Source organism: Janthinobacterium sp. 344, assembly GCF_900112025.1.
Lineage (GTDB): Bacteria > Pseudomonadota > Gammaproteobacteria > Burkholderiales > Burkholderiaceae_D > Janthinobacterium.
In genome coordinates this window covers 66303-81712 of record NZ_FOKL01000001.1, presented here as the reverse complement: position 1 = coordinate 81712, position 15410 = coordinate 66303, and the positions used below count along the sequence as shown (strand labels likewise).

Below are 15410 nucleotides of genomic sequence, written 5' to 3'. Positions count from 1 at the left end.
TAGGGCCAAGACGAATTGTCAAGATGGAAGATGCTTACAAACCTTGCTGCATGTGATCGAGGAAGGCCTGGATGGTGGCTTCATTGCGGCTGAAAAAACTCCATTGCCCGACTTTTTTGGCGGAAATCAGGCCCGCTTTCTGCAGGCTGGCCAAATGCGCGGAAACCGTCGATTGCGACAGATCCAGGCGGCGGTCGATCAAGCCGGCGCACACGCCCAGATGCAGCGGGTGGTCTTGCTCGCAGAAATACTGCTCCGGCTCTTTCAGCCATTGCAGGATTTGCCGCCGGACGGGATTGGCCAGCGCCTTGTGTATGGCGTCGATGTCCATGCTGTTTCTCCTGGTCGATGTTCGTCTTCAAACGATCTATGTATCGTCTTTTATGGATTTCAATATCGTCATATTACGATATAAATAAAAATCGTGCTGGCCGGTCGATTTTTCAGGCAGGGCAGGTGGAAGGGCGGCCGGTCGGCCGCCCCGGCAGGTGTCAGGCGAAGTGGAACAGCAGCAGGGCGATGACGGCAGGCACCGTTTGCAGGTAGAGGATGCGCGTCATGACGGTCGCCGCGCCCCACACGCCGGCCACGGCGATGCATGCCAGGCCGAAGACGGTGAATGCATGGGCAGTGGCGGCATCGGGGTAAAAGAAGCCCAGCGCCAGCGCGGCGACGAGGAAGCCGTTGTAGCAGCCCTGGTTGGACATGGCGGGGCGCACGATGTCCGCCTTTTCCTTGCTCAGGCCAAAGACCTTGCGCCCCCGCGAGTCGAAGAGGACAGTTTCCAGCAGCACGATATACACGTGCAGCAGCAGAATGATGGCGGTAAGGGCCTGGGCCAGGATAAGCATCGTCGCTCCGGTAGGTGTGTGGATGCGGTAATTATGCTGCCATTGGCGTGTTTGTCGGCAACTTTTGATTAGAGTGGCGGCACTAGCGATAGTGTGCTTACGGCAAGGGTTTCTCCCCGATGGTATACTCGCGCCTTTGCTCCTGTGGGGACGACCCCGCTCGATGTGGGGGCTGCATGGCGGGGACGACCCTGCCGCCTCGGGAGAAAAATATGGCGTGGATCATCTTGGTATTGGCGGGTTTGCTGGAAATCGGCTGGGCCATCGGCCTCAAGTACAGCGCCGGTTTTACCCGCCTCGTGCCATCCGCGCTGACAGCGATTTCCATGCTGGGCAGTGTCGTGATGCTGGGCCTGGCCCTGCGTACCTTGCCACTGGGTACTGCCTACGCCATCTGGACGGGCATCGGCACCGTGGGCACGGCCATTTTCGGCATCATGGTGCTGGGCGAACCGGCCAGCGCCGCGCGCATCGCCTGCATCGCGCTGATCGTCTCCGGTATCCTGGGCTTGAAACTGCTCAGCCCGCAATAAGGTTTATTGCCTGATGCGCCCTGCGCCGTCGCGCCGCCCTGATCGAACAGGCGGCGGGCGGGCAGGGCGTTGTTGTTTGGATGTATCTTGAAAGGACTGTCGCATGAGCTTAGGCATGACGTACTTCTACCTGGCCATCGCCATCATTGCGGAGGTCATCGCCACCAGCGCCTTGAAGGCCTCCGAGGGGTTCAGCCGCTTGTGGCCCAGCGTCATCACCGTGGTCGGCTACGGCATCGCCTTCTGGTGTTTGTCGCTGACCCTGAAGGTCATTCCGACCGGCATCGTGTACGCCATCTGGTCCGGCGTGGGCATCGTGCTCATTTCCGCCGTGGGCTGGTTCTGGTTCAAGCAAAGCCTCGATGCGCCGGCGCTGATCGGCCTGGGACTGATCATTGCCGGCGTGCTGGTGATTAACCTGTTTTCAAAGTCGGTCGGGCACTGATCAGAAGCTGCTGGCCACGCGCGCCAGGTAATACCACTCGGCATTGGCTTGCGCGTTGACGTCCGGGAACAGGATGTAGGCGTCGAACTCGGCCGTCACGGGCGTGCCGTCCGCGCGCACGCCGATCTGCTCGCCCTGTTTGACCTTGTCAAAGCTGGACCAGGTCTTGATGAAGCGGTCGTCCGTGTGCAGCTTGTCGTGCACGACGACCATGTTCAGCGCTTCCATGTCGGCATCGGCGATCGGTTCAGGCTGTGGCGCATCGATGAAGCCGAGGAAGGCCAGGGTGTTCATGATGGCGCGGTAGGCCACGTCCGGCGCGGCAGGGTCCGCATGCTGGCCGCATTCCAGGGTCAGTGCGTAGCCGCCCGTCGAGCGCATGTATTCCGTCGTGCCCACGCCATAGCGCAAGACCATGCCCACCTGGTCGCTGCTGCCCAGGCGGCGCTGCACGCCCGCCCCATACGTTTGCAGCCAGCCATCGACGAAGCGGCGCACGCCCAGGCGGCGCGCCAGTGCGCGTTCCTTTTCCTCATGTTGAAACGGTTGCAGTGGACCGTCGTTGTTGCGCGGACCCACCATGACGAAGGGCTGGCTGTCGGCATTGAACGAATGCAAGTCCAGCAGCACGTCGTGCTGGCCCAGCAGAGGGCATAGCCAGTTGGCGATGCGGTCCTCGAAATCCTGTGGATGGTCGTTCGGGAACAGGTTGCGGTTCAGGTTGCGGTCGCCGCTGCGCACGCCCTTGGCGTAGGCCAGCGGGTTGGCGATGGGCACGAAGGTGACGCTGCCGGCCAGAATCGAGAGGGCACCGCTGTCGAGTTCAGCCATCACGCGGTGGATGCCCTTGGTGCCGCAGGTTTCATTGCCGTGCACGGCGCCCGTGACGATCAGGCGCGGGCCGCTGCCCTGGCCCGTGTAGTTGATGGATTTGAAGTGGAGTGCGCTGCTCATGCTGGACATATCCTATGCTGTATCAGGGAAGGGAAAGCGGGGTCGGCATATTTTAGCGGGATTCACCGTGCACGCCTGCAAAAAGTTGGCCATGGCAAGGCGCGGCGTGGCATGATCGGCGCCACCGTTGTTTTCCCTTGCCGATTTCATGTCCAGTACGCTCCATCCCTCCCGTCTGTATGGCCTCGATACCTTGCGCGCGCTGGCCATCGTGCTCGTCTTCATGAACCATTATTTGCTGTTCGTCAGCGACGGCGGCGCGTTCGGTTTCTGGGGCGAAATCGGCTGGGTGGGCGTGGACCTGTTCTTTGCCCTCAGCGGCTATCTGATCGGCAACCAGATCTTCGCGGCCCTGCGCAGCGAGCACGGGTTTTCCTTGCCCCGCTTCTACGCGCGGCGTTTCCTGCGCACCTTGCCCAATTTCTATGTCGTGCTGGCCCTGTATTACTTGTGGCCCGCGTTTCGCGGCGATAGCGCGCTGCTGCCGTTGTGGAAATTCCTGACCTTTACGCAAAACATCAACCTGACGCCGGGCACGGCGTTTTCCCATGCGTGGTCGCTGTGCGTGGAAGAGCAGTTCTATGTGCTGCTGCCGGCCGTCGCCTTGGCGATTGCCGCCTGCCGCAAGTCGCTGCTGTGGGCCTGGCTGGCCGTGGCCGCCAGCTTGATCGTCGGCATGCTGGTGCGCGCCACTCTGTGGGAGGAATATGTGCAGGTGCCGCGCGGCGGCCTCGGCTATTACAAGTATATTTATTACGCGTCGTGGTGCCGCTTCGACGAGCTGGTGGCGGGCGTGGCCTTGGCGCTGATGAAGAATTACCACCCTGGTGCCTGGACACGCCTCACCTCATACGGCAACCGCACCTTGCTGGCGGGAATGGCCGGTACGGCGCTGATGTTTTACGTGTTCCTCACCGACCACTATGGCTATGCCGTGACCGTGTTCGGCTATCCCGCCCTGGCCGTCAGTTTCAGCTTGCTGCTGATCGCCGCGCTCAGTCCCGGCAGCGCATTATATAAACTGCGCGTGCCGGGCGCGGCCAGCCTGGCCTTGTGGTCGTATGCGATTTATCTGTTGCACAAGCAGTTGTGCATCCTGCTGCGTCCGCTCTTGCAGGAGATGGGGTATGGCGCGGACGGCGCGCCGGCGATACTGATCAGTATCGCCGTCAGTATCTTGACGGGCTGGCTCTTGTATAGAGGGGTGGAAACACCGTTCATGCGCTTGCGGGCGCGTTATGTGCCCGCCAATCATGCGTGACGACTACATGTCGATCACATCGAGCCCCCGTGGCGTGCCCACGAGTAACTCCAGGATCGCATGCACGCGCAGGTTCGTCTCTTCCTGTTCGGTGTTGACGATCAAGGCGCGCAGGCCGGGCACGGCTTCCGTGATGTGCTCGCTGGCGTAGGCGTTGATCAATAGCAGCACCAGGTCGGTGGCGCCCGCGCCGGGCTGGCGCCGCAGCCGGTCGTGGATCACGTTCAGCAGCGCGCGCTGCATGCGCGGGGTGGGATTGGTGATATAGGCGAAGACGCTCGGCGTGTTGGCGATGGCCGCGCAGATGCGCCGTTCGATCTCGTCCGGCTTCACGTCGGACGCGATATCGAAGTAGGCGGCTTCCCAGCGCGTGCGCGCATACGGGTGGCCGGGCGGGAAGGAGTCGGCCGTTTCGAAACCGCAAATGCGGCTCAGGGTTTTCAGCCAGGTTAATAAGGTGGAGTTCATGCCCCGATTCTAGCGGCATTCCGCGCGCGCCGGGCCGACTCTATATAAAGGAGGCTGACGCCCGGGAAGCCGATCAAATACAGAATGAATTTTCCTGTAAATCAGCCCTTGTCATTCTGGGAAAGCCTCTCTATAATGCTGGTCTTCGGGGCGGTTAGTTCAGCTGGTTAGAATACTTGGTCGACATCCAAGGGGTCGGGGATTCGAATTCCTCACCGCCCACCAGAATTTAGCAGTAAGTGGTTGTAAAGAGTTTTAAGCTGGCGCAAGCCGCAAGCGGTCATTTGAAATACAATGATCAACAAAAGTTTTACGGGCGGTTAGTTCAGCTGGTTAGAATACTTGGTCGACATCCAAGGGGTCGGGGATTCGAATTCCTCACCGCCCACCAGAATGCAGTTAGAGAGAAAGGTAAAACCGGTTATGACACCGCGAACTACTACCAAGCTTTGGGAGTGACGCTAGTCGAACGGGTTTCCTTTGTCTTAAGAAAGTGAAAAACGCGGCTAGTCCGCGTTTTTTTGCGTCTGCGTTTTCCTTTCAGTTTTTCAGTCCACACCACATTGCAGTTTTACCTGGCGTCAGCGCCGATATGGAGATCAATATGCTTACAATCCGACTTCCCGATGGTTCCGCCCGTCAATTTGACGGCCCGGTCACCGTGGCCCAGGTTGCGGCCAATATTGGTACCGGCCTGGCCAAGGCGGCCCTGGCTGGCAAGGTCGATGGCAAGCTGGTCGATACTTCCTATCTGATCGAGCAGGACGCGGAACTGGCGATCATCACGGACAAGGATGCGGATGGCCTGGAAGTGATCCGTCACTCGACGGCCCACTTGCTGGCGTATGCCGTCAAGGAATTGTTCCCGGAGGCGCAAGTGACCATCGGTCCCGTGATCGACAACGGTTTCTACTATGACTTCGCCTACAAGCGTCCGTTCACGCCGGAAGATCTGGTGGCGATCGAAAAGAAAATGGCGGAGCTGGCCAAGAAGGACGAGCAAGTCACGCGCAAGGTTGTCGCGCGCGACGAAGCCATCGACTACTTCAAGGGCATCGGCGAAGCCTACAAGGCTGAGCTGATCGGCTCGATCCCGGCCGACCAGGAAGTGTCGCTGTACTCCGAAGGCAAGTTTACGGACTTGTGCCGCGGCCCGCACGTGCCATCGACGGGCAAGCTGAAAGTCTTCAAGCTGATGAAGCTGGCTGGTGCCTACTGGCGCGGCGACTCGAAAAACGAGATGCTGCAGCGTATTTATGGCACGGCCTGGGCCAAGAAGGAAGACCAGGAGCTGTACCTGCACAACCTGGAAGAGGCGGAAAAGCGCGACCACCGCAAGCTGGGCAAGCAGCTCGATTTCTTCCATTTCCAGGAAGAAGCGCCAGGCCTGATTTTCTGGCATCCGAAGGGCTGGTCGATCTGGCAGCAGGTCGAGCAATACATGCGCAATGTGTACCAGGTCAATGGCTACCAGGAAGTCAAGGCGCCGCAGATTCTCGACCGTGGCCTGTGGGAAAAGACGGGTCACTGGGACAATTACCGTGAAAACATGTTCATCACGGAATCGGAAAACCGCGCCTATGCGCTGAAGCCGATGAATTGCCCTGGCCATATCCAGATTTTCAACAATGGCATGCGCAGCTACCGCGACTTGCCATTGCGCTACGGCGAATTCGGCCAATGTCACCGTAACGAACCATCGGGCGCCTTGCACGGCATGATGCGCGTGCGCGGCTTTACGCAGGATGACGGCCACATCTTCTGCCTGGAAGAGCAGATCGCCGGCGAAGTGACGGCCTTCCACCAGCAGGCGATGGACGTGTACACGGCCTTCGGCTTCACGAATATCGACGTGAAACTGGCCTTGCGTCCCGATAACCGCATCGGCACGGAAGAATCGTGGGATTTCGCCGAGGAATCCTTGCGTTCGGCCTTGCGCGCCTGTGGCGTGGAATGGACGGAGTTGCCGGGCGAGGGCGCGTTCTACGGTCCGAAGATCGAGTACCACCTGAAAGACAGCCTGGGCCGCGCATGGCAAGTCGGTACCGTGCAGATTGATCCGTCGATGCCGGGTCGTCTGGGCGCCGAATACGTGGCCGTGGACAACACGCGCCAGGTGCCCATCATGCTGCACCGCGCGATCGTGGGGTCGCTGGAACGTTTCATCGGCATCCTGATCGAACACTACGCGGGCGCCATGCCGCTGTGGTTGTCGCCAGTGCAAGTGTCGGTGTTGAATATTTCCGACGCTCAAGCTGATTATGTACAAGAAGTAACAACAAAACTGCGCAAAGCGGGGCTGCGCGTACAGGCTGATTTGCGTAACGAGAAGATTACCTATAAAATACGTGAACATTCCGTACAAAAATTGCCTTACATCTTAGTGATTGGCGACAAAGAACGGGATGCCAATACGGTGGCCGTGCGGGCGCGGGGCAATGTCGATCTGGGCGTAATGTCCGTCGATGCCCTGATAGAGCGACTCAAACATGAAGTCGACACCAAGGCCTGACGAGGAAACTCGCAGCACGACCGTTCTACAAGATTTTTAAAGGAAATTACAATAGCTACTGACAAGTCACATCGCATCAATGGCGAAATCACTGCCCCTGAAATGCGTTTAAGCGGGGTCGATAACGAGCCACTCGGTATCGTAAGTTTGGCTGAAGCCTTCCGCCTGGCGGAAGAGGCAAACGTCGACCTGGTGGAAATTGCGCCTACCGCGCAGCCACCGGTGTGCCGTTTGATGGACTACGGCAAATTTAAGTATTCGGAGCAAAAGAAAGCTCACGAAGCCAAATTGAAGCAAAAGATCATCCTCGTGAAGGAAGTCAAATTCCGTCCGGGGACTGATGATGGTGACTACAATATCAAGTTGCGTAATCTCATCAAGTTCCTTGAGGATGGCGATAAAACCAAGATCACCTTGCGTTTCCGCGGTCGTGAGATGGCGCATCAGGATATTGGCTTCCGCATGCTGGAACGTCTGAAAGCCGATCTGGAGCCGTACGGCCAGGTCGAGCAGTTCCCGAAGATGGAAGGCCGCCAAATGATCATGGTTCTTTCGCCTAAGAAGAAGAAGTAAGTTACAATAGCGTTTTACTGTGGGTGGAAACTGCGCGTGCCAGCATTGGCGCGGCGTCATGCCCCAGGCAGAATTTGCGCGGCCCGCTCAGCAATGTGCGGGCCGCGTGAACTGTAGTGGACTCGCATCCGCTGCACAACATGTGAAAGCAGGCATCTAAGCGCAGCGTCGTGTTGCCACCTGCAATCCTGTTATAAATGGAGCTGTCCGTAAGAGGACAGATTGCTATGCCTAAAATGAAGACCAAAAGCTCCGCGAAAAAACGTTTTCGCGTGCGTCCAGGTGGAACAGTCAAGTCGGGTCACGCGTTCAAACGCCACATCCTGACCAAGAAAACCACCAAAAACAAACGTCAGTTGCGCGGTACCCGTAACATCAACGCATCGGATGTCACATCCGTCATGCGCATGATGCCGACTGCTTAATCTCACACTCAATTTAAGGAGTTACTATGCCTAGAGTAAAACGTGGGGTTACAGCTCGTGCCCGTCATAAGAAGATTCTTGTTCAAGCTAAAGGCTACCGTGGTCGCCGCAGCCGTGTATACCGTGTTGCCAAGCAAGCAGTTATGCGCGCTGGCCAATACGCTTACCGCGATCGCCGCAACAAGAAGCGCGTTTTCCGCCGCCTGTGGATCGCCCGTATCAACGCCGCTTCCCGTGAGCATGGCGTAACGTACAGCGTATTCATGAACGGCTTGAAAAAAGCAAATATCGAACTGGACCGTAAAGTCCTGGCCGATATGGCTGTGATGGACAAGCCAGCATTCGCTGCGATTGTCAACGCAGTGAAAGCAAAAATCGCTGCGTAAGCATCGGTCATTGCACAACGTCATCCACAGGGTGACGTTATAAAGAGCGGGGCAGGGGTTTCAACACCTTATGCCCCGTTTCCGTTTTTGATTGTTGGGCTTTAGATCGCTGAGTCCAGAATTGATGTCCAAAACAGGAAATGCCGCATGAACTCCCTAGAAGAACTCGTCGTCTCGGCCCAGGCTGACTTTATCGCCGCCGCAGACGCTGCCGCACTTGAAAACGCCAAAGCCCGCTACCTGGGCAAGACTGGCCAGATTACTGAAATGATGAAGGGTCTGGGCAAACTGGACCCGGACGCGCGCAAGGCGCAGGGCGCCCTGATCAACGCCGTCAAAGTGCAGATCGAGGACGCGCTGACGGCGCGCCGTGATGCGCTGGCCGATGCCCAGATGCAAGGCCGCCTGAACGCCGAAGCGATCGACGTCACCTTGCCAGGCCGTGGCCGCATGCCCGGCGGCATCCATCCCGTGATGCGCACGTGGGAGCGTGTCGAGGAAATCTTCCGCTCGATCGGCTTCGACGTGGCCGATGGCCCCGAAATCGAGAACGACTGGACCAACTTCACGGCGCTGAACAGCCCGGAAAACCATCCAGCCCGTTCCATGCAAGATACGTTCTACATCGATGGCAACGACACCGATGGCAAGCCCTTGCTGCTGCGCACGCACACGAGCCCCATGCAGGTGCGCTATGCGCGCACGCACACGCCGCCGATCAAGGTCATCGCGCCGGGCCGCACCTACCGCGTCGACAGCGACGCCACCCATTCGCCGATGTTCCACCAGGTCGAAGGCCTGTGGATCGCCGAAGACATCAGTTTTGCCGACCTGAAGGGCATCTACCTGAACTTCGTCAAGGCCTTCTTTGAAACGGACGACCTGCAGGTGCGCTTCCGTCCGTCGTACTTCCCGTTCACGGAACCGTCGGCCGAGATCGACATCGCCTTCGGCTCGGGCCCGCTGAAAGGCCGCTGGCTGGAAGTGTCGGGCGCCGGCCAGGTGCATCCGACCGTGGTGAAGAACTTCGGCCTCGATCCCGAGAAATTCATCGGTTTTGCTTTCGGCTCCGGCCTGGAACGCTTGACGATGCTGCGTTATGGCATCAACGACCTGCGCCTGTTCTACGAGGGCGATTTAAGGTTCCTGAAGCAATTCAACTAAGCGTTGTTCCGTTTGATTCATGGCGCTGGAGCGCCTGTGCGCTCGCGCTGTGAGCTTTGACCATTTGAAGGCTTGATTATGCAATTTTCCGAAAACTGGCTCCGTACCATGGTCGATCCGAAGATGACTTCGGACGAACTGGCCCATCTGCTGACCATGTCCGGTCTCGAAGTCGAGGACGTCGACCCAGTCGCGCCCCCGTTCTCGAACGTGGTGGTGGGCCTGGTCCTGGAGATGGAGAAACATCCGAACGCGGACCGCCTGAATGTGTGCCAGGTCGATGTCGGCACGGGCACCATGCTCAACATCGTGTGCGGCGCGCCGAACGTGCGTCCGGGCTTGAAAGTCGTGTGCGCCATGGCGGGCGCCGTGCTGCCGCCTGGCGCCGATGGCAAGCCGTTTGAAATCAAGGTGGGCCAGCTGCGCGGCGTCGAGTCGCAAGGCATGCTGTGCTCCGCGCGCGAATTGAAATTGTCGGAAGAAAACGCCGGCCTGATGGAATTGCCGGACGACGCGCCGATCGGCCAGAATTTCCGCGATTATTTCGCCCTGAATGACTTGAAATTCACCATCAAGTTGACGCCAAACAAGGCCGATTGCCTGTCCGTGCTGGGCGTGGCGCGCGAAGTGTCGGCCTTGACGGGCGTGCCCCTGCATGCGCCGCAGTTCCGCACGGTGCCTGTGTCCAGCGATGAAATCCTGCCCGTGAAAGTGAGCGCGCCGGACCTGTGCGGCCGTTTCACGGGCCGCGTCATCCGTGGCTTGAATGCCAAAGCGGCCACGCCGGACTGGATGAAGCAGCGCCTCGAGCGCAGCGGCCAGCGTCCGTTGTCGGCCCTGGTCGACATTTCCAACTATGTCATGCTGGAACTGGGCCGTCCCAGCCACGTGTTTGATCTGGCGAAGATCCACGGCAGCCTCGACGTGCGTTGGGGCAAGGCGGGCGAGTCCGTCAAACTGTTGAATGGCAACACCGTCGCCGTCGACGAGTGGATCGGCGTCATCGCCGACGAGCAGGAAATCGAATCGCTGGCCGGCATCATGGGCGGCGACGCCAGCTCGGTATCGGACGATACGGACAGCATCTATCTGGAAGCGGCATTCTGGTGGCCGAACGCCATCCAGGGCCGCGCGCGCCGCCTGAATTTCTCCACCGATGCGGCGCACCGCTTCGAGCGCGGCGTCGACTTCGCCACCACGGTCGAGCACATCGAGCGCATCACGGCGCTGATCGTGGAAATCTGCGGCACGCCAGCCACCACCGTCGGCCCCGTCGACGACCACGTGGTGAACCTGCCGCAGCGCCAGCCAGTGGCCATGCGCACGGCGCGCGCGCAAAAAGTCATCGGCGTGCCGCTCAACGACGAGCTGATTGCCGATATCTTCACGCGCCTGGCCCTGCCATTCACCCTGGCCGACGGCGTGTTTTCCGTGACCTCGCCCAGCTACCGTTTCGACATCGAGATCGAGGAAGACTTGATCGAGGAAGTGGCGCGCGTGTACGGCTTTGAAAACATCCCGACCTTGCCGCCCGTGGCCGCGAACGTGATGCAGATCGCGCCGGAAAATACCCGCTCGCTGTTTGCGGTACGTCACGTGCTGGCCGACCTGGGCTTCCAGGAAGTGGTTAACATGAGCTTTGTCGATACGGCATGGGAGCGTGATTTCTCGGGCAACACGCATCCGATCAAGTTGCAGAATCCGATCGCCAGCCAGATGAGCGTGATGCGTTCGTCCCTGATCGGCAGCCTGATCGCCAACGTGCGCTATAACCTGAACCGCAAGACGAACCGCGTGCGCATCTTCGAAGTGGGCGCCATCTACCAGCGCGACGACAGCGTGCAGAACGGCCCCCTGTCGGTGGCCGGCCACGCGCAGCCAAAACGCGTCGCTGCCATGGCGTATGGCGCCGTGGCGGACGAGCAGTGGGGCCAGCCGTCCCGCACCGTCGACTTCTTCGACGTGAAGGCGGACCTGGAAGCGCTGTTCGCGCCGCTGGTCTTGCGTTTCACCAAGGCGGAGCATCCGGCCCTGCATCCTGGCCGCTCGGCCAACGTGGAGCTCGATGGCAAGGTCATCGGTTTTATTGGCGAATTGCACCCGCGCTGGATGCAAAAGTATGACTTGCCGCTGGCGCCCGTGCTGTTCGAAGTCGACGCCGCCGCACTGACGCAGCGCGTGGTGCCCGTGTACCAGGAAATCTCGAAATTCCCTGGCGCCAGCCGCGATTTGGCCGTGGTCGTCAAGCAATCCGTGGCCGTGCAGGATCTGCTCGACAGTTTCCACGCCGCCGCCAAGGCAAGCCCGGCAGCGCGTATCGTGCAAGCCATTGTTTTGTTTGATGAATATCGTGGAAAAGGGCTGGAAGCGGATGAAAAAAGCCTTGCTTTCCGGATTAGCTTGCAAGATACTCAAAACACCCTGCAAGACGATGTGGTCGACGGCCTGATGGCGGTATTGATCGAAGCGGCAAAGCAGGGTCACGACGCGAAACTGCGTTCGTAATTACCGGACTGGCCGTCGCCTTTTGCGTGACGGCCTTTCCGTCGTCAACCGTAGACGAGCTTGCCATGTGGCGGGCTCGGGCGCACAGAAAAGGCAGGGCAGGAAAATTAATAACAGCGACGTTGATTCCGCCGTACTGCAGTCCGCACTGGCCGCCGATCTGCATCGGGCCATGCTGGTTGCCAAAGTGCGCCAGGAAGCGGAAAAAGATTTGCCCACCTTGACCAAGGCGGAACTGGCCGAACTGTTGTTCGAGCAGGTGGGCTTGAACAAGCGCGAAGCGAAAGACATGGTCGAAACCTTTTTCGACGAAATTCGCAATGCGCTCGAGCGCGGCGAAGCCGTGAAATTGTCGGGTTTCGGCAATTTCCAGCTGCGTGACAAGCCGCAACGGCCGGGCCGCAACCCGAAGACAGGCGAAGAGATTCCCATCACGGCACGCCGTGTCGTGACCTTTCATGCGAGCCAGAAGCTGAAAAGCATGGTCGAAGAGACCAGTCCGCTGGCCCGTGCTGCCTGAGTGAGTGGCGATGAACGAGCGCATCAGTAAAACCGAGTTGATCGCCTTGCCGCCCATTCCGGCCAAGCGTTACTTCACGATCGGCGAGGTGAGCGAGTTGTGCGGCGTCAAGCCCCATGTGCTGCGTTACTGGGAACAGGAGTTCTCGCAGCTCAAGCCGGTCAAGCGGCGCGGCAACCGCCGGTATTATCAGCACCATGAAGTGCTGCTGATACGGCGCATCCGCGAATTGCTGTACGAGCAGGGGTTTACCATCAGCGGCGCGCGCAACAAGCTCGACAGCCGTGGCGCGGCGCATGCCGTCATCGACGAGGTGCCTCCGCTGCCGCTCGCACCCGTCGCGCCGCAGGAAGCGCCGCTGGACCGCGCGTGGATACGCGATGAATTAATTGCGATTTTAAACTTGCTAAAATAAGATTTGTACCAATATAGGCCGGGTTGTCTGATACCGGCAGACTATACTGCTTGGATGCGGCGTCGGGTATCGTGCGGCGCGCGCCATTTTGAATATAATGTTAATGTTGCGTTTTTGTTAGTAACGCTGAACCGGAGCAGCGTCAGGTTCCGGTAGTCTTTCCCAGGCCAGGAAAATTTAAGGGGAAACAATGATACGCGTTGCCATTTGTGATGATCACCAAATAGTACGAGCTGGATTCAAACAGATTTTTTCGTCGTCAAGCGACTTCAGTGTGGTGGCGGAAGCCGGTACGGGGCGCGAAGCGCTCGATATCGCCCGCCGCGAAATATGTGATGTGCTGTTGCTCGATATCGCCATGCCCGATCAGAGCGGCATCGATACCTTGCGCACGATCCGCCAGGGACAGCCGGAATTGCCCGTGCTGATACTCAGCGGCTATCCTGCGCAGCAATATGCGCTGAACCTGTTCAAGATGGGCGCCAATGGCTATCTGAACAAGGAATGCGAAGCCGATGAGCTGATGACGGCCGTGCGCACCGTGTTCCAGGGGCGCCGCTACGTCAGCTCCACCGTGGGCGAGTTGCTGGCGCAGTCGTTCGACCGCGATACGAATGCCGCATTGCACACGGAATTGTCGGACCGCGAGTTCCAGGTCTTCCTGCGCCTGGCGCGCGGTGCCACCGTGTCCGATATCGGCGTGGCCCTGTCGCTGAGCATCAAGACGGTCAGCACGTACCGCACGCGCATCATGGAAAAAATGGGCTTGCAATCCAACAGCGACTTGACCTATTACGCAATGAAAAACAATTTGCTTGACTAGCGCAGCGGTGCGATCATGAACCATGATCGCTCAGCCAAGCTGGACAGGCACGACTTGTGCAGTGCAGCAGTCTGTGGCGAGGATTATAATTGGCCGGCGCCGGCGCTCTCTCCCGCGCCGAACCTTGCTAAGGATGCACATCAGGATGTATTTCACCGTCGAACCGGCCCCGAATCACCGCCTGCCCCTGTACAAGACGATATTGTGCGTCACCTGCGCCTTGCTGCTTGTCCTCAATGGTTTCAGCCTCTTCCATAATCTGCAGTCGCTGAAGGGCACGAACGCCTTGCTCAGCCAGAGCGCGCGCGTGGCCGACCGCCTGCAGTATCTGAACGTCCTGGTGCTCGATGCGGAAAGCAGCTTGCGCGGCTATTTCATTTCCGGCTCGGAAACCTACCTGGGCCCGTCAAAGACGGCCACCACCGAAATCGACAACGAATTCAATGAGCTGCAGACTTTGCTGGCAGGCAGTCCTACGCAGCTGAAGAACCTGTCGCAGCTGAAAACATTGATTCGCCGCAAAATGTCGATGCTGCAACAGTCGATCGAGGTCTACAAGCAGGGCGGGCTGGCCGAGATCGTCAATATCTCGCGCGTGACCGATGACCGCGCCACGATGGACGAGATCCGCCTGCAGGTGGTGATCATGACGCGCGAACAGAATGAAGCGCTGTCGTCCGGCAGCGCCGCCTTTTACCACGAGTACCAGAAGGCCGTGCTGCTCGGCATTGGCATCAATGCGCTGGCCATCCTCGTGCTGATCATGTTTTACCAGCTCGTGCGGCGCAGTTTCCAGAACCGCGCCGCCGTCGAGTACGCGTTGCAGAATGCCAACGATACCCTGGAGTCGACAGTAACCAAGCGTACGGAGCAATTATCCGTGCTGTCGCGTCATTTGATCAGCGTCAATGAGGTGGAGAAGGCGCGCCTGGCGCGCGAACTGCACGATGAACTTGGCGCCAACTTGACGTCGATCAGCATGGACCTGGGCGCCGTCACGCAGCAACTGGCGCACACGCAGCCGGAACTGGCGGCGCAATTGCGCCGCGCCAAGGCGACCCTGCTGGAAACGGTGGAACTCAAGCGCCGCATCGTCGAGGACCTGCGCCCCAGCCTGCTGGACAACCTGGGCCTGTGCGCCGCCATCGAAAGTTATTGCGAGGATTTTGCGCGCATGAGCTCGGTGCGCTGCGAAACGGACGTGGCCATCAACATCGATAACCGCGAAGCGACCCTGACAATCGCCCTGTTCCGCATCGTGCAGGAATCGCTGACGAATATCCTCAAATATGCGCGCGCCGGCATGGTCAGCGTGACCCTCAAGCGCAACGAGCACGGCCTGGTGCTGCGCGTCATCGACGACGGCATCGGCATCACGGAAGATGCGCTGCAAAAGCCCATGTCGCACGGCTTGCTGGGCATGCGCGAGCGGGCACTGCTGCTGGGTGGGACGCTCACCGTGCGGCAGGGCCCGGCCGGCAAGGGCACGTGCGTGGAAGCCGTGATTCCGCTGCCGCTGACGCCGGAGCCGGAAGGCATCGATGCGGATGCCGAGGCATAAAGATGCTGTGGCAA

At 59.3% G+C, this 15410-nt stretch carries 17 protein-coding genes and 2 tRNA genes; 15 read left to right on the top strand and 4 right to left on the bottom strand.

The window, feature by feature from the left end:
* Positions 1-34: 34 nt before the first annotated feature.
* A complete protein-coding gene (locus BM193_RS00360; RefSeq protein WP_092794239.1) occupies positions 35-331 on the bottom strand; it encodes an ArsR/SmtB family transcription factor in 297 nt (98 codons plus the stop codon).
* A 160-nt stretch (positions 332-491) separates the two neighbouring features.
* On the bottom strand, positions 492-851 hold the full coding sequence (locus tag BM193_RS00355) for a DUF1304 domain-containing protein (RefSeq protein ID WP_092794236.1): 360 nt from the start codon (positions 849-851) through the stop codon (positions 492-494).
* A gap of 212 nt (positions 852-1063) precedes the next feature.
* Here BM193_RS00355 and sugE point away from each other — a divergent pair, with 212 nt between their 5' ends.
* A complete protein-coding gene (gene sugE / locus BM193_RS00350; protein WP_092832182.1) occupies positions 1064-1384 on the top strand; it encodes a quaternary ammonium compound efflux SMR transporter SugE in 321 nt (106 codons plus the stop codon).
* A gap of 115 nt (positions 1385-1499) precedes the next feature.
* Positions 1500-1829: an SMR family transporter gene (locus BM193_RS00345; protein WP_092794231.1), complete on the top strand. Its 330-nt coding sequence runs from the start codon at positions 1500-1502 to the stop codon at positions 1827-1829.
* Here the strand turns inward: BM193_RS00345 and BM193_RS00340 are convergent, their stop codons facing one another.
* A complete protein-coding gene (locus BM193_RS00340; protein ID WP_254785746.1) occupies positions 1830-2783 on the bottom strand; it encodes a M14 family metallopeptidase in 954 nt (317 codons plus the stop codon).
* Positions 2784-2931: 148 nt separating this feature from the next.
* On the opposite strand from BM193_RS00340, the gene BM193_RS00335 reads away from it, so the two are divergent.
* A complete protein-coding gene (locus BM193_RS00335) occupies positions 2932-4044 on the top strand; it encodes an acyltransferase family protein (RefSeq protein ID WP_175533107.1) in 1113 nt (370 codons plus the stop codon).
* Positions 4045-4047: 3 nt separating this feature from the next.
* Here BM193_RS00335 and BM193_RS00330 read toward each other — a convergent pair whose 3' ends face one another.
* The gene (locus tag BM193_RS00330; RefSeq protein WP_092794225.1) at positions 4048-4512 is read right to left on the bottom strand and encodes a hypothetical protein; all 465 of its coding nucleotides are present in this window, start codon (positions 4510-4512) and stop codon (positions 4048-4050) included.
* 148 nt (positions 4513-4660) lie between these two features.
* Between BM193_RS00330 and BM193_RS00325 the strand changes: the two genes are divergently transcribed.
* The 12 genes from BM193_RS00325 to BM193_RS00270 all read left to right on the top strand — a co-directional run bounded on the left by BM193_RS00325 (position 4661) and on the right by BM193_RS00270 (position 15396).
* Positions 4661-4737 (top strand) — tRNA-Val (locus BM193_RS00325).
* Between the two features lie 89 nt (positions 4738-4826).
* Positions 4827-4903, top strand: a tRNA-Val gene (locus BM193_RS00320).
* Positions 4904-5116: 213 nt separating this feature from the next.
* Positions 5117-7024 (top strand): threonine--tRNA ligase, encoded by a 1908-nt coding sequence (gene thrS / locus BM193_RS00315; RefSeq protein WP_092796903.1) that lies wholly within the window; start codon positions 5117-5119, stop codon positions 7022-7024.
* A gap of 51 nt (positions 7025-7075) precedes the next feature.
* Positions 7076-7597 carry a translation initiation factor IF-3 gene (gene infC, locus BM193_RS00310; RefSeq protein ID WP_071650129.1) on the top strand — a complete coding sequence of 174 codons (522 nt, stop codon included), beginning with the start codon at positions 7076-7078 and terminating at the stop codon, positions 7595-7597.
* Positions 7598-7824: 227 nt separating this feature from the next.
* Complete coding sequence (rpmI, locus tag BM193_RS00305) at positions 7825-8022, top strand: 50S ribosomal protein L35 (RefSeq protein WP_038493025.1); 198 nt, start codon at positions 7825-7827, stop codon at positions 8020-8022.
* Positions 8023-8048: 26 nt separating this feature from the next.
* Complete coding sequence (gene rplT / locus BM193_RS00300; protein WP_010399214.1) at positions 8049-8408, top strand: 50S ribosomal protein L20; 360 nt, start codon at positions 8049-8051, stop codon at positions 8406-8408.
* Positions 8409-8555: 147 nt separating this feature from the next.
* Positions 8556-9572: a phenylalanine--tRNA ligase subunit alpha gene (gene pheS / locus BM193_RS00295; RefSeq protein WP_092794222.1), complete on the top strand. Its 1017-nt coding sequence runs from the start codon at positions 8556-8558 to the stop codon at positions 9570-9572.
* A gap of 78 nt (positions 9573-9650) precedes the next feature.
* A complete protein-coding gene (gene pheT, locus BM193_RS00290; RefSeq protein WP_092794219.1) occupies positions 9651-12077 on the top strand; it encodes a phenylalanine--tRNA ligase subunit beta in 2427 nt (808 codons plus the stop codon).
* A 172-nt stretch (positions 12078-12249) separates the two neighbouring features.
* Entirely contained in the window at positions 12250-12597 is a 348-nt protein-coding gene (locus BM193_RS00285) for an integration host factor subunit alpha (protein ID WP_010399205.1), read from the top strand.
* Between the two features lie 10 nt (positions 12598-12607).
* A complete protein-coding gene (locus tag BM193_RS00280) occupies positions 12608-13012 on the top strand; it encodes a MerR family transcriptional regulator (protein ID WP_092794217.1) in 405 nt (134 codons plus the stop codon).
* A 190-nt stretch (positions 13013-13202) separates the two neighbouring features.
* Positions 13203-13835, top strand: a complete 633-nt coding sequence (locus BM193_RS00275; protein WP_034783185.1) for a response regulator — start codon at positions 13203-13205, stop codon at positions 13833-13835.
* Positions 13836-13980: 145 nt separating this feature from the next.
* Positions 13981-15396 carry a sensor histidine kinase gene (locus BM193_RS00270; RefSeq protein ID WP_092794214.1) on the top strand — a complete coding sequence of 472 codons (1416 nt, stop codon included), beginning with the start codon at positions 13981-13983 and terminating at the stop codon, positions 15394-15396.
* The last annotated feature ends 14 nt before the right edge of the window (positions 15397-15410 follow it).

What these genes read in the sequence shown, in the direction of transcription:
- BM193_RS00340 (WP_254785746.1), bottom strand. Translation starts at nt 2,783, where the DNA reads ATGAGCAGCGCACTCCACTTCAAATCCATCAACTACACGGGCCAGGGC.
- rplT (WP_010399214.1), top strand. Translation starts at nt 8,049, where the DNA reads ATGCCTAGAGTAAAACGTGGGGTTACAGCTCGTGCCCGTCATAAGAAG.
- rpmI (WP_038493025.1), top strand. Translation starts at nt 7,825, where the DNA reads ATGCCTAAAATGAAGACCAAAAGCTCCGCGAAAAAACGTTTTCGCGTG.
- pheT (WP_092794219.1), top strand. Translation starts at nt 9,651, where the DNA reads ATGCAATTTTCCGAAAACTGGCTCCGTACCATGGTCGATCCGAAGATG.
- BM193_RS00285 (WP_010399205.1), top strand. Translation starts at nt 12,250, where the DNA reads ATGCTGGTTGCCAAAGTGCGCCAGGAAGCGGAAAAAGATTTGCCCACC.
- sugE (WP_092832182.1), top strand. Translation starts at nt 1,064, where the DNA reads ATGGCGTGGATCATCTTGGTATTGGCGGGTTTGCTGGAAATCGGCTGG.
- BM193_RS00360 (WP_092794239.1), bottom strand. Translation starts at nt 331, where the DNA reads ATGGACATCGACGCCATACACAAGGCGCTGGCCAATCCCGTCCGGCGG.
- BM193_RS00330 (WP_092794225.1), bottom strand. Translation starts at nt 4,512, where the DNA reads ATGAACTCCACCTTATTAACCTGGCTGAAAACCCTGAGCCGCATTTGC.
- thrS (WP_092796903.1), top strand. Translation starts at nt 5,117, where the DNA reads ATGCTTACAATCCGACTTCCCGATGGTTCCGCCCGTCAATTTGACGGC.
- BM193_RS00280 (WP_092794217.1), top strand. Translation starts at nt 12,608, where the DNA reads ATGAACGAGCGCATCAGTAAAACCGAGTTGATCGCCTTGCCGCCCATT.
- BM193_RS00270 (WP_092794214.1), top strand. Translation starts at nt 13,981, where the DNA reads ATGTATTTCACCGTCGAACCGGCCCCGAATCACCGCCTGCCCCTGTAC.
- BM193_RS00355 (WP_092794236.1), bottom strand. Translation starts at nt 851, where the DNA reads ATGCTTATCCTGGCCCAGGCCCTTACCGCCATCATTCTGCTGCTGCAC.
- BM193_RS00345 (WP_092794231.1), top strand. Translation starts at nt 1,500, where the DNA reads ATGACGTACTTCTACCTGGCCATCGCCATCATTGCGGAGGTCATCGCC.
- pheS (WP_092794222.1), top strand. Translation starts at nt 8,556, where the DNA reads ATGAACTCCCTAGAAGAACTCGTCGTCTCGGCCCAGGCTGACTTTATC.
- BM193_RS00275 (WP_034783185.1), top strand. Translation starts at nt 13,203, where the DNA reads ATGATACGCGTTGCCATTTGTGATGATCACCAAATAGTACGAGCTGGA.
- BM193_RS00335 (WP_175533107.1), top strand. Translation starts at nt 2,932, where the DNA reads ATGTCCAGTACGCTCCATCCCTCCCGTCTGTATGGCCTCGATACCTTG.